This window comes from Flavobacterium sp. ALD4, assembly GCF_002836475.1.
Lineage (GTDB): Bacteria > Bacteroidota > Bacteroidia > Flavobacteriales > Flavobacteriaceae > Flavobacterium.
The window spans coordinates 434,786-454,212 of the sequence record NZ_PJBJ01000022.1 but is presented as its reverse complement, the minus strand read 5'-3'; the positions used below and the strand labels follow the sequence as shown (position 1 = coordinate 454,212).

Genomic DNA, 19,427 nt, shown 5'->3' with positions numbered 1-19,427 from the left:
CCTTTTAATACCTAAAACGAACCACTATCAACTCGAGATCAAGACGGGTAGTGTTAGTCCTGCGATTTATCGCTATCATTACGTTTTTAACAAAGTAAAGGAACGACGTCGTTTAACGTTATTTTTACAGTAGCATCGCTTTAATTCTCCTCTGGAATTACTGCTTCATAATTTTTCTTGGGAGTTTCAGTTTTGGGAGTCTTAGACTTAGAGAAATTTATATATTCAGGAGCCAGGCTTGAATCCTGATATTCCTGAGTATACCTGGGTTCTACACCTAATTTATGGTTTTTAAATATCTTGTTAACTAATTCTTTAAATGTATCAAAATCCACTTCATAAGTAACACCTACTCCTTGAGTATAACCAATACCCTGTCCAATATAATTAATATCGTTCTCACGATTGAACAAACGTAAATTAAGGGTTCCATCTTGATTTACTCTGTACTGAATCTCGAGATCCCCAACTATTGCCGACTCATTAATTCCGCCGAATGGAACACCCACTTTTCCGTTAATTGTAATTCTTTCATTCACTTTTGATGAAATCGTCGCGACAAACCTTCCATCGGTTTCCTTTCCTATTCTTCGGTCTGCAGAAATATAATTAAGGCCAACTTTGAATTTTTCATTATCTGATTTTATGATACCCCCCAATAAACTGGAGGCTGTCTCAAACAAACTTCCAGAAAAATCAGATTGACTGACTCCCTCAGGACTTAAAAACCCACCTGTTGATAATAAATAAAGTGCTTGCGTTTGTCTGACATCTTTATCATTCAGCTTATATTGAATCTCTGATTTTAACACACTGCTCACTGTTGGAAACTCAATATTGAAATCCGGTTCCGGACTGGCTAAATCTCCACGAATTCCTATAACTACTTCTACTGGCACTTTTCGGTTAAATGATGAGTTATCCAATAATACTGCAGGGTTTGCAATCGTTTTATAGACCGCTTCTAAATTCAGTTGTGCTTTCATTGGATTTCCTTCCCAAGAAATAGACCCGCCTTTCTTGACATCAAATTTCTTGTCTATTAAACCGCCATATTTAAAATTATAAGATCCTTCATAGGCCTGGAAATCACCCCACATATTGAATTTCCCTAAAGTATTGATTTTAAATAGTAAGGAACCAAAACCTCTTCCTTTCATTCCATGTCCAGAATTCCGATCTAAAATCACTTCCACTTCTGCATCATCTGTAATGTCAAGATCAAACTCCAATTCTAGCCCCTTATATCTCCTCGTATCTTCAACGATTCCCATTTGGATGTTGTACTTCTCCTTAGCAGTTAAAAAATGGACAAAAGAATTATCACTGACGCTTTCTGCATAATTGATCGGAATTTTTATCTCAGTACCCTTCTCTGATTTTGCTTCTACTTTAATGAATAAACCATTCGTCGGCCCTTTTATGGTGGCATTACCATCAATAAATGCAGTACCATAATAAGCTGCATCCTCTTTGTCTACAGTATTTAGAACAACCAATCTTTTAGTATTTACCGCCAAATCTAGTCTCCAGTCTCCAAAATTATTGTGCTCAATAATCCCGTTTAAAGTTCCCTTTGTTCCAAATTTAGAATCAGTCAATCCATTATTCCTAAACAAGAATTTTTGATCAACTAGATCGACTATCGATCTGTCGCTCAATTCATAGTCTACATGTAAATAAGGAATTGTCAAACCGGTTTTTTCAGCATACAAACGCCCATTAATTGCAGGTTTTTTTAGATTACCTTGAATCGTCGCATTTCCGCTAACTAGTCCTCTTATATTTGAAATTACATCACCCCCTAGTGAACTTAAAATTCCTAAATCAAATTTAGCAAATTTCAATTTCATGTCAAGCATTGTTTCATTCTCTATAATTTGGAAATTCCCAAAAGCATTAAACGATTCAAAATTTTCATTTTCTAAATAAGAATTTATTGTGAATTTTTCCAGATTTTGGTCTCCCTCAATATCAAATTTTAAATCACCTAAATCTGTCTTATTTATATTTATATGGTCAATAACCAATGAAGCTGTGGGCTTATAAACAGCGTTATTTTGTTTAAAAATAATATCTCCATTTATATTTCCATTAAATACAAACTTATCGTCTTCGGGTGTTATTTTGTATATATCAACATCTTTAAAACTTAGTTTTAAATCCTTGTTAGTTCTGTCTTTTATAGTTCCTTTTAGTGATATCGCCTGATCTTCGTGAGATAATATTATATCGTCTATCTTGAAGTTTTTAAATGACTTGTCAAAAACAATTTGGTTATTAGGTGTCTCTTCTTCATTTAAAAACCACAGGTAGTCCTTAACTTTCATTTCAGATTTACTCAGTCCCACAACATTATCGTTGTCCTTATTAATAGTGTGGTATAAATTTAAATTAAAATAATCTTCTCCTTTTATTCCGCCTTTAAATTCTGATCTGAAGAATAAAGTGTCTTTCATCGTTATATTAATAAGACTAAAATCGCGGACTTTATAATATTTAGTTTTTATACTATCCAGTTCAACATACGCGTTATACAGGGGATTTTGATTATCAATTGACACTCTAATATTATCGAATGTGTTTTGGGAAGCTATAATTTGTGGCGAATTAAATTTAAGTTTAAACTCTTGGGTATCTGACTTTATATTTCCTTTTAGTACGGTATTTGATCCAATGGCAATTTCAGGATAAAACAATTCAATAATTTTACTATAAATCGTAAAATTAAACTTCAAAAACTGTCCTTTACTAACTTTGTTTGGTTTAAAATTTGTGTACAAGCTTCCCAAAGAATTCTTAACTAAATTCCCAAGTTCGCTAAACTGAAATTTCCCTACAATTTTACCTTCGATGATATCAGGGGAGTTCACGCTAATCGTTCGAACCCTGTCCACATCGAAACTGGAAATGATCTTAAAATCATCAAAATTATAAGTATCTTTCCCATTTTGATAGGAGGTTTTTTTTATATAAACGTTTCCTTGTAAATTTTCAATTGAATTCCCTGTAACCTGAACCACCACATCTCCCTTAAATACAGAAACAGAATCTTTAACTAATTTTAACTTGTTTAAATTGGCATTTTCAACATCAATATGAAAATCATATTTATTTTCTTTATTGGTTAAATCCAATAAACCGTCAAAGTTCATACTAAGATTGGGATCGTTTATCGAGATCTGACCTTTGTAATTAGGATTTTTAAAATTACCGTTTACCACTATATTAGTATAGGTGTAGCTATTGAAATCTATTTTAGTAACATCCCCTTTTAACGCTGTATTTAAATATTTTTCAGTAAACCCTTTACCATCTACGTCAATATTCATTGTGATTTTCCCCAGATCTTTACGCTCTAACAAAGACCCCAAATCAAAATCTTCTAAAACAATATTACCCATATAAGAAGCTTCGTCTATAAAGTCAATACTTTTCATCTTGAAGAACGATTTTACGATACCTAATTCCGTGACCATTGAAAAATCAGCATCAATTGCACTAGTACTTAGCTGAGAATTACCAACTAAAGTAAACCTTCCTAATTTTTTTAGTTCTTTGGGCAATTTCTTCCCTAAAATATTTGGAAGTATTGTTACTAAATTATCATAACTACTTGACATCCTATTAAAATCCCCATTCATATAAAATTTCTGATTAGCGTCACCAAATAGATTTTTGAAAACTATTCTACCATTGATCCGAGTATTATTTGAATCCGCTAAATTTAAGTTCCTAATATTTAGATTATTTAATGGCCCTTTTAAATCAGCATTTATTTTAAAAAATTGATTTTTACCTAATTCATCATAAAAATGTCTTATGTCGTTGGTAGCAATTTTAGAAGGTTTGATTTTAACATCAAAGCTCACCTTGTCAGTGAAATGTGAAAAATCACCAGACTTGTAATTTAAAATCACATTAGCCTTAAAATTTGATTCTTTAGTGGATAAATCAAGGTTGCTAAATTGAATTTTCTTTTTACTGTACGTAAAATCAGAACTCATATTTTTAACATACACACCACGATGATCCAGAAAAGACATTTCAACTATTTTTGTCTTTAAATCAGGGCCATAGAGTAAAAAGTTGCTAAGAGTCGTATTTAATTTTGTGAAATTAATGTCAACTGGAGTTTCTTTATTTTCATCTATGACGCTAAAATGAGCATCAGTGATAGAGGCGTTATCAACTTTTAATAAAAATTTTCTTGTTGAGGGTTTATCACTATCAAAAGCATTCACAAACTGATCTAAATTAGTTTGCTTTTCATTTTTATACAATTTAATTTTAAACAGCACGCCGTCAAGTCTAACATATCCAAAAATTAAATCCCCATCAAGAATCTTTTTACCTTCAAGGATATTAGTGTTTACAATTTTAGAAAAAATTAAAGTATCTTTATGATGATCCAATATTAAAACATTTTTGAATTTCACCCCTCCAAATACAGATAATCGCACAGCATCAATAGAAATATTTGTTCCAAAATCTTTATTGATACTATTTGTAAAATGCTTCGCTATTTTTGTCTGAACATAAGGTATGGAAAGAGCAATACCGAGCACTAGTAAAAGCACTATTAGCCCCAGAATGAAACGAAAAGTTATTTTAATGATTTTTTTGATACCTATTATTGTTTTATTTTTCTTCTAAAATATTATTTTGCCCTAGGAAAGAGCGGCACCTTTAATAAAAATTCTTTAATTTTGGCTGCGCCGTAAAATTATAAAAAATAAAATCGGTTTTTAAATATAATTCAAAATTTGTGCCTTTTTATGCAAAATTCCGAGGTTTTTATTCTTGCTATCGAAAGCTCATGTGATGACACGGCAGCGGCCGTTCTACAGAACGACAAAGTACTGTCAAATGTTGTGGCAAATCAACTCATTCACTCTCAATATGGCGGCGTTGTTCCAGAATTAGCTTCCCGTGCACATCAGCAAAATATTGTTCCTGTTATAGATGCTGCGCTTCGCAAAGCAAACATTAGTAAAGAACAATTGTCAGCAATAGCATTTACTCAAGGTCCCGGATTAATGGGATCGCTTCTTGTGGGCAGTTCTTTTGCAAAATCAATGGCTTTAGCCTTAGCTATCCCTCTTGTTTCAGTAAATCATATGCACGCCCATATTTTAGCTCATTTTATAAATGAAGAAGGATTTGAAAAACCTAGTTTTCCTTTTCTGGCTTTGACCATAAGTGGCGGACATACTCAGATTGTAAAAGTAAAAGACTTTTTTGATATGACTATTATCGGAGAAACCACGGACGATGCTGTAGGCGAAGCATTTGATAAGAGTGCAAAAATACTTGGTCTTCCCTATCCGGGTGGCCCTCTAGTCGACAAGCATGCCCAATTGGGAAATCCAAAGGCATTTGCATTCACCAAACCTAAAGTTCCGGGTTTGAACTTTAGTTTTTCGGGGTTAAAAACAGCCATATTATATTTTGTACAAAAGAAAAAGTTAGAGAATCCCAATTTTATAGAAGAAAACATCAATGATATTTGTGCCTCAATACAATATACAATTGTTGAAATCTTAATGGACAAATTAAAATTAGCCTTAAAAGAAACCGGAATTAATCAAGTCGCCATAGGCGGTGGTGTATCTGCTAATTCTGGAATTAGAAAAGCCATCAAAGAAGCAGAACAAAAATACGGTTGGAAAACATTTGTTCCAAAATTTGAATATACTACCGATAATGCCGCAATGATTGGAATTGTGGGTTATCAAAAATTTTTATCAAAACAATTTGAAACTGCTGCCGTAGTTTCTAAAGCACGAATACAATTCTAAATTATGCAATTATTTTATACCCCAAATATAGACGAAACGACCGAAACCTTTTCTTTCGACAAAGTAGAAAGCAAACACATTATAAAAGTCTTACGTAAAAAAGATACCGATATCCTATATGTGACTAACGGCGGAGGTTATCTGTTCGAAACTGAAATTACTTTGGCTTCTGACAGCAAATGCACCGTGAAAATTATTTCTTTCGAAAAAAAGCCAAAATCAAAATACCATTTGCACCTGGCCGTTGCTCCCACAAAAATGAATGACCGCTATGAATGGTTTCTTGAGAAAGCAACCGAAATAGGAATCCATGAAATTACACCCATTATATGTGACCGCTCTGAACGAAAAGTCATCAATAACGAGCGCTTTGACAAAATCATTTTGTCTGCCATGAAACAGTCTAACGAATTATATCTTCCTAAATTAAATGAGGCTATTTCTTTAAAAGATTTTTTAAAGCGTAAAAATGACGGTCTGCAATTAATAGCGCACTGTGAGGAAACGGATAAAAAGACATTAAAATCAGTTTTGCAACCCAATGAAAATATCACTTTGCTGATAGGTCCTGAAGGTGATTTTTCCGAAAAAGAAATCGCGATGGCAATTGACAACACCTACATTCCCGTATCTTTAGGTAATACCAGATTAAGAACGGAGACCGCAGCAATAGTAGCCTGTCATAGTGTTGCATTTATCAATGAGGATTAGCACTCTTCATAAAGAATTACGGAACTGGTATAACTGGGTTCCTCTTCAAACATTAGGGGAAAACACAAATTAAATAGGAGCTATAAAAACAATACGTATTACCATATGAAAAAAATATTTTTTGTTTTACTATTAATCTCAGCCTCATCATTTTCTCAGGAAATTGCTTTAGTGAAATATAGTGGTGGTGGTGATTGGTATGCCAATCCCACTTCGTTACCCAATCTAATTAAATACTGCAATGCGAATATTAACACTACAATAAATATAAAACCCGCAACCGTAGCGCCAGGTAGCCCTGATTTATTTTCTTATCCCTTCATCCACATGACGGGACATGGAAATGTAGCTTTTAGTGATGCTGAAGTCAATAATCTAAATAATTATATGATTTCTGGAGGTTTTCTTCATATTGATGATAATTATGGAATGGATCAATATATTAGAAAAGAAATAAAAAAAATATTTCCCAATAACTCACTTGTTGAAATACCCGCTAATCACATTATATTTCAAAAACCATATCTCTTTTCCAGTGGATTACCCAAAATCCATGAACACGAAGGTAAACGCCCGCAGGCCTACGGTATTTTCATCGAGAACAGGCTTGTACTGCTTTATACTTTCGAATGTGATCTAGGCGATGGTTGGGAAGATCCGGAGGTACATAACGATTCGGTAGTTGTCCGAGAAAAAGCATTAAAAATGGGAGCAAACATAATAAGTTACATATTTAACAATTAATAAAATTGTCAGGTCTTTAAGAACCAATAATTCAATTTCATAAGCAACTATTGCTTTTGCGCAATTGACTGTTATCCTATTTTTCTCGTCAATAAAAACCTTTCCTTTTTATAAAAATTACTTAAAGATCAAAAAATAAGCACACGGTATTAAAATCTACCACAGCGTTTCCTAAATAATATCTATATTAACACTACATATTTCTATTTTTAAGTATTGAAAAATGAAGGGGAAATAATTACATTGAAAAATAATATCTTAAGTTTTTCAACCTCTGAACGGCGGTTCTTACCTCTATATAAAAAAACAAGTTCAGGAGGTTTAGCTCCTACTTCTCCAACAACAAAATTGAACATGTGGGTATGTAAAATAGGTGATGGTATTTTAGGATATGCACAATTCCCAGGCGGAGCATCAAGTACTGATGGAGTTGCTATTGATTCGGATTATTTTGGCTTATCTGGTTCTGCAAGCTACCCATATAACTTAGGAAGAACAGCTACTCATGAAGTAGGACATTGCATGAACTTGCGTCATATTTGGGGAGATGCTACTTGTGGAAACGATTTAGTTTTTGATACACCTACACACAATGACGCTAATTATGGTGTTCAAGCGTATCCTCACTATAGTACTTGTACTGGTACTCCAGTAGAAATGACAATGAACTATATGAATTATACTGACGGCCGCGGAATGTATATGTTTTCTGCAGGACAAAAATCTAGAGTTGCAGCAATTTTTGTTTCTGGTGGAGCGAGAGCATCATTCGGAATATAATTTTCTTCATCAAATATATTAGAAAAACTCGCTACTTGTTAGCGAGTCTTTTTGTGTTGTATCCGTAGCATCAAAAAGCAAATGCATTATTAATTATATATTTTGCATTAGACAAATGCGCCTGCAAATTACCTTCCCGCCGAACGATTACAACCTAGTCAATTTGTCACAATACAAATTCCTCGATGTTTGGTAACAAACCAATCGAAATACAAGTTTCGGTCTACTATAATCCAATTTTATTTTTACCGTTAAACTGAACGATTCTATCGATGAACTACAATTAATCGTCCTTAAAATATTAATATATCAGAATATACTTATTAAAACATCAAAATTATAATTTAATTAACATACGATAAACCGCACCAAATAAGGGATCTTGATTTTTTATTAATTTATTTTTAACATATATTTTTTTATTTAACTATTTTGTCATAAAATTGCTACATAATTAACGTAAACCATTTTTACTTAACAAAACCTACAGTTATTATGAAAAAAATTATTTTATCCGCAATGGCATTTATGATGCTTTTTTCCTGTCAAAATGATCAGACAGAATCGATTAACCCAACAACTAACGCAATTGCTCGCCGTGGTTGTGCATCTCAAGAAGTACTTACTGCCCAATTAGCGGCTGACCCAACTTTAGCGGTAAGGATGAATCAAATTGAAGCTTTTACTCAAAAAGCAATGTTAACAGGTCGTTTAGTAAACGGAAAAATTGAAATTCCTGTTGTTGTAAACGTATTGTACAGAACTGCAGCTGAGAACATCTCTGATGCGCAAATTCAATCTCAAATTGACGTGTTGAATGAAGATTTTAATGCAGCAAACTCTGATTTTACCTCGGTACCTACTTTATTTTCTGGAGTTGCTACTAACGTTGGTATCACTTTCATTTTGGAAGGAATTAATAGAAAAGCTACAACTAAGACTTCTTGGGGGACTAGAGATGTGATGAAACAAACTAAACGTGGAGGATTAGATCCTACTTCGCCAACTACTACACTTAATATATGGGCATGTACCATTGGTGGTGGGATTTTAGGTTATGCTCAATTTCCTGGTGGCTCTTTAGCAACTGACGGTGTTGTAATCGACTCCAACTATTTTGGACTTTCGAGCGCAGCAAGTTATCCTTATAACTTAGGTAGAACTGCCTCTCATGAAGTGGGACACTGGATGAACTTACGTCATATTTGGGGAGATGCTACTTGCGGAAGTGATTTAGTTTCTGATACACCTTCACACAACACTGCTAATTACGGTGTTCCAGCTTACCCGCATTATAGCACTTGTGCTGGTACTCCAGTAGAGATGACAATGAACTATATGGACTACACAGACGATAGAGGTATGTATATGTTTACTGACGGACAAAAAGCAAGAATGGATGCTATATTTGTTTCTGGTGGTGCAAGAGCAGCTTTTGGAATCTAAATTATCATAAAATTAGAATAGTAAACCCGCTACTTGTTAGCGGGTTTTTTTTGTTAACATCAAAAAAATTATAAATACAGCTAAACAGGCTGAGTATAGTACCTCATATCCCGGTTACAAAAGTCCCTATTACCAAATCTTCTTTACTGAAAATAGACCTCTCTATTTATTATTCAATTGGTACGTAATGAATACCACGGAAAATGTCTTTTATCAATTTTTCCAACACTATCAAACCCTATTAATTCAAAAGCAAGCTACAAGAAACCAGCCCACCAAACATATTTATTTAAATAAAACCATTAAAAATTTTATTATGATTAATTAAGGTGGAATAAGGTCGACTCAGGCATCTTTAAAACAAGAAAATGTTAACGTATCTCAAAAATAAAATATACAACAACAACTAAAACAAAAATTGTTTAACAAAAAACTACAAAAACTTGATTTACAAACTTTTAAAGACGCGAAGCAAACCAATTAATATGCTTAAAAAGACTACAAAAACGTTCATAAATTAAAAAAATAAGCTTTTAAAAAACCGATTTAACTATAGAAAAATACTATTAAAAAATAGACTCTAAAAAAAAATTATTTGAGCAAAAAATTATATTTTTATTGATGAAAATTTTTATTTTTAAATAAATTGTTATAAAATTGTGACAGTATTAACCAAAACCAATTATTTATAACAACTTTATTATGAAGAAAATTATTTTATCCGCCGCCGCATTTATGATGCTCTTTTCGTGTCAAAATGACCAAACAGAATCTGCTGAATTAACAACAAATGCAATTACCAAACGTGGTTGTGCAACTCAGGAAGTACTAGCTGCTCAATTAGCAGCTGACCCTACATTAGCAGTTCGAATGAACCAAATTGAAGCTTTTACACAAAACGCAATGTTAACAGGTCGTATAGTGAACGGCAAAGTTGAAATTCCTGTTGTAGTAAACGTTTTGTACAACACTGCTGATGAAAACATTTCAACTGCACAGATTCAGTCTCAAATCGATATCCTAAATGATGATTTCAATGGAGCGAATTCTGAATACAATTCAGTCCCCGCATTATTCGATGGAGATAAATCAAATGTTGGAATTAGCTTCGTTTTAGAAACGATTAATAGAAAGTCAACTAAAAAGAGATCTTGGGGAACAAGAGATGTAATGAAAAATGGAAAAAGAGGAGGTATTGATGCAACTTCTCCAGACACTAAATTGAATATGTGGGTTTGTACAATTGGAGGAGGCATCCTTGGATACGCGCAATTTCCTGGAGGAAATAGCGGTACTGATGGTATTGCAGTCGATTCGAAGTATTTCGGACTTTCAGGATCTACTAATGCACCCTACAATTTAGGAAGAACTGCTACTCATGAAGTGGGACATTGGATGAACTTGCGTCACATATGGGGAGATGCAACCTGTGGAAACGATTTCGTTTCTGATACTCCTACTCACAATACTGCAAACTATGGTATTCCTGCTTATCCTCATTACAGTACTTGTGCCGGAAATCCAGTAGAAATGACGATGAACTACATGGATTATACTGACGATCCAGGTATGTATATGTTTACAAATGGACAAAAATCAAGAATGGATGCTATATTTCTTTCTGGTGGCGCAAGAGCTGCTTTCGGAATATAATTTTTAATAAAAATAAGAATACTAAAACTCGCTACTTGTTAGCGAGTTTTTTTATCTTTATATTCTAAAAAAGTTAAATGATTACGTCAAAAACTATAGCTAACGGAATTTTAAGGGCAATTACCGTTATCGTCTTAACTGCTCTACTTCTATATTTTCTCTACCAAATCCAATCCATATTAATATATCTGATTGTTGCCTTAATCCTTACGCTAATTGGAAACCCAGTTTTAGATTTCTTCAGAAGAAGATTAAAATTTAATCATGTTTTTGCAACTATCGCCACGCTATTCATTTTCGCGGTTGTCATTGCTGGCTTTATCATGATGTTTATTCCTTTAATTTTATCTCAAGGTCAAAATTTATCTCTTTTAAATACTGGTACTATTGAAAAACAGACCCTCCAATTAGTAAACCAAATATCCGTGTTTTTAGAGAATCATCATATTGATTCATCAAAAATACTGAAAGCCTCAGATATCAGCTCTAAAATAAATTTTAATATTATCCCTAATTTTTTAAACACAATCCTGGCCACCATCAGTAGTTTCGGCATGGGATTAGCATCTGTCTTGTTTATAACCTTTTTCTTTCTGAAAGAACGGAAATCATTTATTGCAGGAGCAAAAAAATTAATTCCTGACGGCCGCGAAGACCAAGCTCTGAATTCATTAGAAAAAATTAATTCATTATTATCACGTTATTTCCTTGGCTTATTACTGCAATTATTTATTGTATTTATTTTATATCTTACCGTGCTACTAATTTTTGGTGTACCCAATGCGTTTATCATCGGTTTCTTATGTGCTGTTTTAAATATCATCCCCTACATTGGCCCGCTAATTGCCTCTGTTTTAGCAGCAGTTTTAACGATGCTTAGTAATTTAGGAAGTGATTTTCAAACAGAAATTTTACCTACAACAATATATGTTTTGATTGGTTTTTGGATTGTTCAAATTATTGATAATAACCTATCCCAACCTATTATTTTTTCTAAAAGTGTTAGTTCTCATCCACTAGAAATATTTCTTATAATCCTTATCGCCGGCTTCCTTTTTGGTATTTTAGGAATGATAGCTGCCGTTCCTCTCTATACAATACTTAAGGTGATAGGTAAAGAATTTTTCCCGGAGAATAAAATAATCCTGCTATTAACTAAAAACATTTAATTTGGATTTAAACATACTAAATTCTGAAATTCAGGAATTTATAGATCGTAATATTGGAGTCAGTATTGCCAAATTGGCATTGCAAAAAAATCCGTTTCTAGAAGTAGAATGGATTGCTATTTTGAATCAAATTGAAGCGAAAACAAAAGCAAAAGATAAACTACCCAATTGGTTCAGTGCCAAAAAAATCATTTATCCAGTTAAAATTTCTATCGAACAAACTTCATCCGAAAAAACGGCGCTATACAAATCCACTATTGTTTCCGGTGCTGCTTTAATTGATCTGACCGGAGGGTTTGGTGTAGATGACTATTATTTTTCAAAAAGTGTTAATTCGGTTGCCCATTGCGAAATTAATCCAGAATTATCTGAAATTGTAGCACACAATTACATGCAGTTATATGTAACTAACATAACTTGCCACTCTGGGGACAGCTTAAATACTTTACAGTCCTTAAACCAAAAATGGGATTGGATCTATATCGATCCTTCTAGACGTAATGATGCCAAAGGCAAAGTATTTATGCTCAAAGATTGTTTGCCGAACGTTCCTGATAACCTTGACAACTATTTTAAAAATTCTGAAGCTATTTTAATAAAAACGGCTCCTTTACTTGATATTTCAGCAGGCGTATTAGAGTTGCAAAATGTAAAAACCATTCATATCGTGGCTTTGGAAAACGATGTAAAAGAACTGCTATGGGAACTACATAAAGACTACGGAGGGAAAATAGAAATTAAAACAATCAACATATTAAAAGACAAAACGGAAACTTTTGCTTTTATATGGAACAATGACCCTCAGACATCAAACTATAGCAAGCCTCAAAAGTATCTATATGAGCCCAACAGTGCCATAATGAAATCAGGAGGATTTTATGAAGTAGGTAATTTCTTTACCTTAAACAAGCTGCAAAAACATTCTCATTTATATACCTCAACAAATTTAATTTCATTCCCCGGAAGAATTTTTGAGATTGAAAACTGCATTTCATACAGTAAACTTGAAATGAAAAAATTTTTACAGGATAAAAAAGCAAATGTCACGACAAGAAATTTTCCGGATACCGTTGAAAATATCCGTAAAAAATGGAAAATAAAAGACGGGGGAACTCGTTATTGTTTTTTCACTACTGATGAGAATAACAATAAAATTGTTTTAATTTGCAACAAAATCCAATAAAAATGAAGCAGTTAATTATAATACTATTCTTATCTACGGCGAGCACTCTTTTTGCTCAAACACCTTGTGACTATAGCGAGAACATTAGTGATTCTATAGGAACGTACAAATCCACGAGGGAATACATGATTTCAGAGAAAAACTTTGCAGGAAATTCAAGTTATATTTTCTATTCATTAGCGTTAACAGATGGTCTGCCTACCTTAAACATCCAACTTATCCAAAAAAGTAAAGGATTTTTGAAGGCAAATTGTTTTGATAAAGATTCCAAATTATTTTTACAACTGCTTAATGGGACAATAGTAACCTTAATACATATTGATCAAGAAAACTGTGGTACCATGATTAGGGATGACAACGGTTTTGATAACAGAGTGATGACAGGATCTTTTATGTTTTTGAAAGGGAGTATTGAAGAGCTAAAGAGCTCTCCAGTTTCTATGATGAGAATCAAGTATTTAACAGAAAATGAAGATTATGTAATTAAAAAAGAATTTCAATCCGAATTAAATAATGAGGTCTACAAACCCGAAAATTATTTCATCAATAATTTAGGCTGTATCGAATAAGTTACTCGCAATCCCATTTCACATTAGATACTTTATCTTTTAGGCCAGTTTTTAGATTATAATGCCACCATTCTGAATCAAAGGAGTCAAAATGCGTGGCGGTCATTATACTTTTTAATACGATCCGGTTGTTTAGTACTTCATCTGATAATTTATCATAACCATGGCTGGCCTCTTCCCCAAAAAAATCAAATGGTGTTCCCATATCTAATTCCCTGTTGTTAGCATCAACTAAAGTGATGTCTACCGCTCCTCCTCTATTGTGTATGGAACCTTTAGCTGGGTCAGCAACATACTTAGGGTTCGAAACGATTTCCCACATTCTTTTTTGAATGTCTAAAGGGCGATAACAATCAAAAAGTTTAATACGATAGCCTTTTTTGATAAATTCCTTATTGGCTTCCACTAAGGCAGCAACTGTTTTCAGGCGCAAATAGCACTCCGCACAATCGTATACCTTAGCCTTCAAAAAATTATCTTCGGTGGCGTATTTCATATCATATACGAAATCGTTGCTGTACTCCTTCAAATTGACAAAGGCAGTATCATTCAATGCAATAGCGTTTGCTTGTTTCTTTACAGCGGGTTGCACCTGTGCGTTAACAGCAGTGATGCCAACTAATAAAGTAAGTGAGAATAGTAGTTTATTTAGAAAAGCCATGATCCTTTATTTTTTATAAAAATAAAACATTTGAAACTATTTTAAATAAAAAAACGACACTATTGCAAGTGCCGTTGAAGTAAAGGCAGCAGCTTGCCATTATTCCTCTGATAAAATTGCTTTGTATCTTGATGTAACCAGAAAAACTTTTTTGAATTTCCGGTATCATAAAGAAATAGAGGAAAGCAGTATGGCATTGCGGTACATCGACCACAATGCGAAGCTGGAAGCGGGTGTGGATTTTAGTGATATGTGTAGTGTCGTAACGGCGCAGCCAAGAGGAAACTACTTATATTACCTTAAAGAATTCCACACCTTGGCCCCTGAGAATGAAATCCAACTGGGAAAAAAGTTTCGGGATTTTTACACGCATCATAAAAATAAGGTGCTGGATAGGTACTATGACCGCTCCGGGAACCAGAATAGTAAAACCAAACGAGATTGGGCCAATGCTTTGAAGAATGCTATTGCCTTTGAAAATGGAGTTTCTACCGGCTGGACGGTAAATTTAATGTCCTTAAATCAAGCTACTATTTACCAAGAAGAAGCGTTTGCTTTTGCCAAAGCTATGATGGGAGAGACGACTCCTGGACTAATGAAATTAAAGATTGATAAGTTCCAGTGTAAATGCCTTAAAAACTCCTTAGAACTCACTAAAATCAAGATTAAAACAGATGCCAAAGGCTCAAAATCCTTACATAAAGATAAATCCTCTGAAAGTTTGCCCATTCTTTTACGACCTATCTATTCTACCAACTACAGCGACGCCTTTAAGTATTTGATTTATCGCAGCAATTTTGTGAGTCAAGTCAATACACACAGTCAGTTTACAGGAATGGATCCAAGTGTGGTATAGCTGTTTTTTTAAAATAATTATTGAATTAAAATATTACATTTGTCAGCAGAGTACTACCTATTATTAGTTTTAATCACAAAAACGTATATAAAATTAATGATATCTAGTAGTTATAATCAAGCTTTAAAACACTTTGTAAAATGACACCATACAAATCACCGATATTTAATGAATCAGCATTTAATTGCCCCATTTGCAACGCATATGCAGATCAATCTTGGAGTAAAATATTTTAAAATTGGTGGGGGAATAACCCAAGTTAACTCATCAAGTTTATCTCGTTGCTCACATTGTCGTGATTATAGCTTTTGGAAAGACGAAAAATTAATTTACCCACATATCAGTACTGCTCCACTACCTAGCGGTGATTTACCGGATGAAATGAAAGTTGATTTCAATGAAGCCAGAATAATATTAAATCAGTCTCCAAGAGGCGCAGCTGCATTACTTCGCTTATGTATTCAAAAACTTTGCGGATTTCTCGGAGAAAGTGGAAAAGATATAAATAGAGATATTGGAAGTTTAGTAACAAAAGGACTACCTACACGTATTCAGCAATCTTTAGATATTGTTAGAGTTATTGGAAATGACGCTGTTCATCCCGGACAAATTGACTTAAAAGATGATATTGAAACGGCAACCAAATTATTTCATCTAATCAACTTTATAGTAGATGTAATGATTACACAGCCTAATGAAATAGATAATATTTTTAATTCTTTGCCCAAAAATAAACTGGAAGGTATAAAAAACCGAGATTCTAAAAAATAAGCCCAGCCCATAACACCAGTTACACAATACACAACGCTTTAGTAAAATTACCGTTTCGCATTAGAAAAACGCTAGTTTTTAACAAAAAGAAAGATTTAAGTACTCCACCGCCCCCTAGGGCGGTTTTTTTAGAAAGTTTGTAAGTTTAAAAAATAAATTTTAAAATATGTTTGAAGCAGTAACCTCTTTTCTTAATAATTATAAAAGCAAAATTAGAAACCCATTAATGGGAACAATCCTTAGTGTATGGATTTTTCATAATTGGCGAATAGTTTATGCTTTATTCAATTTCGATAAAGACTGTACAATGCAGGAAAAAATTAATTTTATTCAAAATTACTTTTCAAAAAAAGAATTTTTCACTGAATTTTTCACAATAATTTTGATTGCTTTTGCAGCAATTTTTATCACTTTTATTTTACTTGCTCTTTCAAGATTATTAACAGATGGTTATTACAAAATTGTGGAGCCATTTATAATAAATTTACTTGACAAAAAAACCATATTTACACATTTAGAAAAGAAAATACTAGACTCTAAAATTAATGAATTAAACAGTAATATAGATCGTTTAAGAGATGCAAACTCAAAAATAGAAAATCATAATATATCTTTAGTTTCTAGAGCAGAGCAAAGCGAAAAATATCACAACAAAGAACTTTCAGATTTATCAGAGCTAAGTATACAAGCAAATGATGACTTTAAATTATTACAAAATAAATCAATACTTGCAAATAAAGTAATTGGACATTTTGATGAAATAATTAATGGTTTAAGTGAAGAGATGGTAAATGAACTTATCACATATATTGAACATTCTGAGAACATAAACGTAAACGAATATAAAAACTTTGTTGGTTTAAAAGCAGAATTAGATAAAATAGGTGTGTTAATCAGTGTAAGTGGGTTTGATAAGAAAACCAAATTAGGAATATTGTTTTTAGAATATTATAAAAGTTCGAAAAAAAGAAAAAAAATATATTAACGCTAGTTTTAAACAAAAAGAAAAAATTAAGTACTCCTCCGCCCGCTAGGGAGGTTTTTTTATCACTTAAAATCAACTAACTAAAATTATTTAAATGGAAATACATAAAAGAGAAGATTATGATATGGATTTTATCCAATCATTAATAACTAATGAAGTTGAAGAATCAATTAATATTGATTTTAAAGCTGGAGCAGCATTATCAAAAATAGACAAAAAAAAAGCGGAACTATCAAAAGATGTTTCCGCTTTTGCTAATTCCGGCGGAGGCATAATAATATATGGTTTGAATGAAGAAAATCATAAGGCACATAGCTTTTCATTTATTAATGGAAATGAATTCACAAAAGAATGGTTAGAGCAGGTTATTAGTTCCACTATTCAAAGAAACATTGCCGATTTGAAAATATTTCCTATTAGAAATAATGGAAATATAAATGAAACTATTTATGTTGTTCAAATACCTGAAAGTTATGAAGCGCCACATATATGCAAGGATAAAAAATTTTATAAACGGTATAATTTTGAATCTGTTGCAATGGAAGAATATGAGGTTAGAAACTTATATGGGCGAAAAATAAAATCAAAATTAATGTTGTCTGGCTACAATATTTCATTTCTTGAAAAAAAAGGATTTGATGTATATGTCTTTAACTGTATCTCTGGAGTTATCAACGTGGGAGAATTAGAAGTTGCTAATTATAAAATAAATGTATCTTTCTCCAATATCAACTTAAAAAAAATAAACTTCAATTGGGACCAAAGACCTGACACTAAAACTTACGGCTATACGCAGATCAATGACAAAAGGCTTAAAGTATCAAATTTTGGTACTACACATATTTATCCTAATGAAAAGATTGATTTAATAAGATTTAGGTTTGAAATAAAAGAAGCTGACTTAGAGGATATTTTGAAAAACATTGAAGTAGAATTTAAAGTGCTTTATCCAGATGGAGAAGACTCTATAGTTGTTGATTTAAAAGAATTATATTTAGGATTATAAAAACGCTAGTTTTCAACAAAAAGAAAAATTCAAGTATTCCTCCGCCCGCTAGGGCGGTTTTTTTTGAGCAAAAAAAACACCCTAATTGTGGGTGTTTTTCATTTTATCTAATTGTTGCCTTAAAACTGTTTTATCATAATCAATCATACAAATTATAGCATTTAAGGTTTCCCTTCTTAGAAAGCCGGTTTCTGTTGCTCTGCGAAGTCTCCACGCGTTTCCCTGCTTGGTAGAAAACAACAATTTTTCTTTAAAAATATGTGTTTTGCTTGTCATGATAAAATGTTTTTAAAGGTTCGTTTGCTATGGCAATTTTTAGTTCGTTATAGTACTTGCGGGTGTCTTCTTGCTTTTTTATAGCAACATCGAGCAGCTGCAAGGTCTTAAGTTTTTTTAGTGTCGTTTCTTCAAACTGTACTGGGTTCAAAAATGCAGCGGCAAACTCGGTTAACTAAGTGGTGTTTTTATTATTAGCATCTGCCCAAAAGAAGGTTTGTTTTACCGATTGCAGTTTATTGTTGGCCAAATATTTAGTATTTACGCCATTGATGATCACATACAATTGTACGTATTGAAACAGGCCGTGATTGCTCCTGAAAGAATGGTTCTGGCAGCTATTGATTTGGTTGAAGGCTTCTTTGATTTCGATGTCCGAACGTTTGAGTTCTATTTGTACCAAAGGTAATCCATTGACCAAAAGTGTCACGTCATAACGATTCTTGTAGCTTCCTTCCAGACTGATTTGATTAGTAACTTGAAGTAGGTTTTTACTGTTGTCTTCTGTATTGAAAAAGCAAACATAAAACGAAGTGCCATCCTCCTTAGTTAATTGAAAACGGTCTCGCAGCGTCTTGTCTTTTTCGAACACATTGCCTTTGGCTAAATGATTGAGTATCGCATCAAACTCTTTGGCAGTAATAGTGGTTTCGTTGAAAAGGGAAAATTGGCTTTGTAGGTTAGCGACCAAAGCCTCGCAATCTTGTATTTTAACGGACGCATAGCTTAAATCCCGCAATTGCTTGATTAAGTTGTTTTCTAGTACTGCTTCAGATTGATGTCCAATTTTCAAATATGATTTAGAACTACAACTAT

General features: G+C 32.9%; 16 protein-coding genes and 1 pseudogene. 13 read left to right on the top strand and 4 right to left on the bottom strand.

The features are described from left to right. Positions 1-140: 140 nt before the first annotated feature. Entirely contained in the window at positions 141-4,580 is a 4,440-nt protein-coding gene (locus CXF59_RS02010; RefSeq protein ID WP_232758579.1) for a translocation/assembly module TamB domain-containing protein, read from the bottom strand. A 198-nt stretch (positions 4,581-4,778) separates the two neighbouring features. Here CXF59_RS02010 and tsaD point away from each other — a divergent pair, with 198 nt between their 5' ends. The 9 genes and pseudogenes from tsaD (at position 4,779) to CXF59_RS01965 (ending at position 14,056) form a co-directional block, all read left to right on the top strand. Then, positions 4,779-5,801 carry a tRNA (adenosine(37)-N6)-threonylcarbamoyltransferase complex transferase subunit TsaD gene (gene tsaD / locus CXF59_RS02005; RefSeq protein WP_101136032.1) on the top strand — a complete coding sequence of 341 codons (1,023 nt, stop codon included), beginning with the start codon at positions 4,779-4,781 and terminating at the stop codon, positions 5,799-5,801. Between the two features lie 3 nt (positions 5,802-5,804). Then, complete coding sequence (locus CXF59_RS02000) at positions 5,805-6,512, top strand: 16S rRNA (uracil(1498)-N(3))-methyltransferase (protein WP_101136031.1); 708 nt, start codon at positions 5,805-5,807, stop codon at positions 6,510-6,512. A gap of 105 nt (positions 6,513-6,617) precedes the next feature. Then, positions 6,618-7,256, top strand: coding sequence for a DUF4159 domain-containing protein (locus tag CXF59_RS01995; protein ID WP_101136030.1), 639 nt, complete (start codon positions 6,618-6,620; stop codon positions 7,254-7,256). Positions 7,257-7,556: 300 nt separating this feature from the next. Then, a pseudogene (locus tag CXF59_RS01990) lies at positions 7,557-8,036 on the top strand (M43 family zinc metalloprotease); the annotation flags it as partial. A gap of 495 nt (positions 8,037-8,531) precedes the next feature. Continuing rightward, positions 8,532-9,482, top strand: coding sequence for a zinc metalloprotease (locus tag CXF59_RS01985; protein ID WP_101136029.1), 951 nt, complete (start codon positions 8,532-8,534; stop codon positions 9,480-9,482). A 702-nt stretch (positions 9,483-10,184) separates the two neighbouring features. Further along, positions 10,185-11,135 (top strand): zinc metalloprotease, encoded by a 951-nt coding sequence (locus CXF59_RS01980; RefSeq protein WP_101136028.1) that lies wholly within the window; start codon positions 10,185-10,187, stop codon positions 11,133-11,135. A 77-nt stretch (positions 11,136-11,212) separates the two neighbouring features. Next, entirely contained in the window at positions 11,213-12,304 is a 1,092-nt protein-coding gene (locus tag CXF59_RS01975; protein ID WP_101136027.1) for an AI-2E family transporter, read from the top strand. Between the two features lies 1 nt (position 12,305). Continuing rightward, on the top strand, positions 12,306-13,487 hold the full coding sequence (locus CXF59_RS01970; RefSeq protein ID WP_101136026.1) for an SAM-dependent methyltransferase: 1,182 nt from the start codon (positions 12,306-12,308) through the stop codon (positions 13,485-13,487). Positions 13,488-13,489: 2 nt separating this feature from the next. Further along, positions 13,490-14,056, top strand: a complete 567-nt coding sequence (locus CXF59_RS01965) for a hypothetical protein (RefSeq protein ID WP_101136025.1) — start codon at positions 13,490-13,492, stop codon at positions 14,054-14,056. A gap of 1 nt (position 14,057) precedes the next feature. Here the strand turns inward: CXF59_RS01965 and CXF59_RS01960 are convergent, their stop codons facing one another. Continuing rightward, the gene (locus tag CXF59_RS01960) at positions 14,058-14,717 is read right to left on the bottom strand and encodes a M15 family metallopeptidase (RefSeq protein WP_101136024.1); all 660 of its coding nucleotides are present in this window, start codon (positions 14,715-14,717) and stop codon (positions 14,058-14,060) included. Positions 14,718-14,868: 151 nt separating this feature from the next. On the opposite strand from CXF59_RS01960, the gene CXF59_RS01955 reads away from it, so the two are divergent. The 4 genes from CXF59_RS01955 (at position 14,869) to CXF59_RS01940 (ending at position 18,335) form a co-directional block, all read left to right on the top strand. Further along, the gene (locus CXF59_RS01955) at positions 14,869-15,573 is read left to right on the top strand and encodes a hypothetical protein (protein ID WP_157824499.1); all 705 of its coding nucleotides are present in this window, start codon (positions 14,869-14,871) and stop codon (positions 15,571-15,573) included. A gap of 168 nt (positions 15,574-15,741) precedes the next feature. Then, a complete protein-coding gene (locus CXF59_RS01950) occupies positions 15,742-16,344 on the top strand; it encodes a DUF4145 domain-containing protein (RefSeq protein WP_198554616.1) in 603 nt (200 codons plus the stop codon). A gap of 166 nt (positions 16,345-16,510) precedes the next feature. After that, positions 16,511-17,329, top strand: coding sequence for a hypothetical protein (locus CXF59_RS01945; protein WP_101136022.1), 819 nt, complete (start codon positions 16,511-16,513; stop codon positions 17,327-17,329). A 94-nt stretch (positions 17,330-17,423) separates the two neighbouring features. Continuing rightward, a complete protein-coding gene (locus tag CXF59_RS01940) occupies positions 17,424-18,335 on the top strand; it encodes a helix-turn-helix domain-containing protein (protein WP_101136021.1) in 912 nt (303 codons plus the stop codon). Positions 18,336-18,416: 81 nt separating this feature from the next. Here CXF59_RS01940 and CXF59_RS01935 read toward each other — a convergent pair whose 3' ends face one another. Together CXF59_RS01935 and CXF59_RS01930 are read right to left on the bottom strand one after the other, a co-directional pair. After that, positions 18,417-18,611, bottom strand: a complete 195-nt coding sequence (locus CXF59_RS01935; protein WP_101136020.1) for a hypothetical protein — start codon at positions 18,609-18,611, stop codon at positions 18,417-18,419. A 175-nt stretch (positions 18,612-18,786) separates the two neighbouring features. Beyond that, positions 18,787-19,404, bottom strand: a complete 618-nt coding sequence (locus CXF59_RS01930; RefSeq protein WP_232758577.1) for a type I restriction endonuclease — start codon at positions 19,402-19,404, stop codon at positions 18,787-18,789. Between the last annotated feature and the right edge of the window lie 23 nt (positions 19,405-19,427).